Genomic DNA, 2,354 nt, shown 5'->3' on the forward strand with positions numbered 1-2,354 from the left:
AACACTTACTGAAGGGCCGAACCCACTTCTGTTGAAAAAGAACGGGATGACCTGTGGCTAGGGGTGAAAGGCCAATCAAACTTGGAAATAGCTGGTTCTCCGCGAAATCTATTTAGGTAGAGCGTCAGACGAATACTCCAGGGGGTAGAGCACTGGATGGGCTAGGGGTCCCCAACGGATTACCAAACCTAACCAAACTCCGAATACCTGGAAGTAATATCTGGCAGACACACTGCGGGTGCTAAGGTCCGTAGTGGAGAGGGAAACAGCCCTGACCTACAGCTAAGGTCCCAAAGTCATGGTTAAGTGGGAAAGCTTGTGGGAATGCATAGACAACCAGGAGGTTGGCTTAGAAGCAGCCATCCTTTAAAGATAGCGTAACAGCTCACTGGTCAAGCGTTCCTGCGGCGAAAATGTACCGGGGCTCAAACCATGCACCGAAGCTTAGGGTTTGCACTTTGTGCAAGCGGTAGCGGAGCGTTCTGTAAGTCTGCGAAGGGATACCCGTGAGGGGTCCTGGAGGTATCAGAAGTGCGAATGCTGACATGAGTAGCGATAAAGAGTGTGAGAGACACTCTCGCCGAAAGTCCAAGGGTTCCTGCGCAATGCTAATCAGCGCAGGGTTAGTCGGCCCCTAAGTCGAGGACGAAAGTCGTAGACGATGGGAATCAGGTTAATATTCCTGAACCTGGTGGTAGTGACGAATTTGCAGATCTGTCAGTCCTTATCGGATTGGTTCTGGCAGTGAGCAAGTTCCAGGAAATAGCTCCACCGTTAAGACCGTACTCTAAACCAACACAGGTGGACAGGTAGAGAATACTAAGGCGCTTGAGAGAACTATGCTGAAGGAACTCGGCAAATTGCACGCGTAACTTCGGGATAAGCGTGACCCTTTCGTAGGCAACTATGGGAGGGTGGCACAGACCAGGGGGTGGCGACTGTTTACTAAAAACATAGGGCTCTGCGAAGTAGCAATACGACGTATAGGGTCTGACGCCTGCCCGGTGCTGGAAGGTTAAAAGGAGATGTGAGAGCATTGAATTGAAGCCCCAGTAAACGGCGGCCGTAACTATAACGGTCCTAAGGTAGCGAAATTCCTTGTCGGGTAAGTTCCGACCTGCACGAATGGCGTAACGACTTCCCCACTGTCTCCAGCATAGACTCAGCGAAATTGAACTCCCCGTGAAGATGCGGGGTTCCTGCGGTTAGACGGAAAGACCCCGTGCACCTTTACTATAGCTTCACACTGGCATTCGTGTCGGCATGTGCAGAATAGGTGGTAGGCTTTGAAATAGTGACGCCAGTTGCTATGGAGCCGCAATGTGAGATACCACCCTTATCGTCATGTATGTCTAACCGCGGCGTAACAGCGTCCGGGACAGTGTGTGGTGGGTAGTTTGACTGGGGCGGTCGCCTCCCAAAGAGTAACGGAGGCGCGCGATGGTGGGCTCAGACCGGTCGGAAATCGGTCGTCGAGTGCAATGGCATAAGCCCGCCTGACTGCGAGACTGACAAGTCGAGCAGAGACGAAAGTCGGTCATAGTGATCCGGTGGTCCCGCGTGGAAGGGCCATCGCTCAACGGATAAAAGGTACGCCGGGGATAACAGGCTGATGATGCCCAAGAGTCCATATCGACGGCATTGTTTGGCACCTCGATGTCGGCTCATCGCATCCTGGGGCTGGAGCAGGTCCCAAGGGTTTGGCTGTTCGCCAATTAAAGCGGTACGCGAGCTGGGTTTAGAACGTCGTGAGACAGTTCGGTCCCTATCTGCCGTGGGTGTAGGAATGTTGAGAAGAGTTGCCCCTAGTACGAGAGGACCGGGGTGAACAGATCTCTGGTGGACCTGTTGTGGCGCCAGCCGCATAGCAGGGTAGCTATATCTGGACGGGATAACCGCTGAAAGCATCTAAGCGGGAAGCCTCCTTCGAAACTAGCATTCCCTTGAGAGCCGTGGGAGACCACCACGTTGATAGGCCAGGTGTGGAAGCGCAGCAATGTGTGAAGCTTACTGGTACTAATAGCTCGATTGGCTTGATTGTTCTCATTAATCAATGTCCGTAAAACACCATTTACCAAACACGAACATCATCACTAGGTTCGCCTAGTACATATATTTAACTTCACGTTTTTGCTTTTTGCCGACTTGGTGATTATAGCGTGGTGCTCAGAACACGATCCCATTCCGAACTCGAACGTTAAACACCTCAGCGCCGATGGTACTTTGTCTTAAGGCATGGAAGAGTAGGTCGTTGCCAAGTCTGCTAAAAGCAAAAATAGCTCAATCGATGTAAATAATATCAAAACCCCACTAGCTAGAAATAGCCAGTGGGGTTTTTTGTTTGCTGAAGGGGG

The 2,354-nt window shown here is 51.5% G+C and carries 2 rRNA genes (1 of these 2 running past the window's edge); both read left to right on the forward strand.

The annotated features are described in order from the left end of the window. Positions 1-2,041, forward strand: a 23S ribosomal RNA gene (locus ACP15Y_RS16365) (it extends 678 nt beyond the left edge of the window). A gap of 103 nt (positions 2,042-2,144) precedes the next feature. Beyond that, a 5S ribosomal RNA gene (rrf, locus tag ACP15Y_RS16370) occupies positions 2,145-2,260 on the forward strand. Positions 2,261-2,354: the final 94 nt, after the last annotated feature.

It is taken from the genome of Maritalea sp. S77, from assembly GCF_049801075.1.
Lineage (GTDB): Bacteria > Pseudomonadota > Alphaproteobacteria > Rhizobiales > Devosiaceae > Maritalea.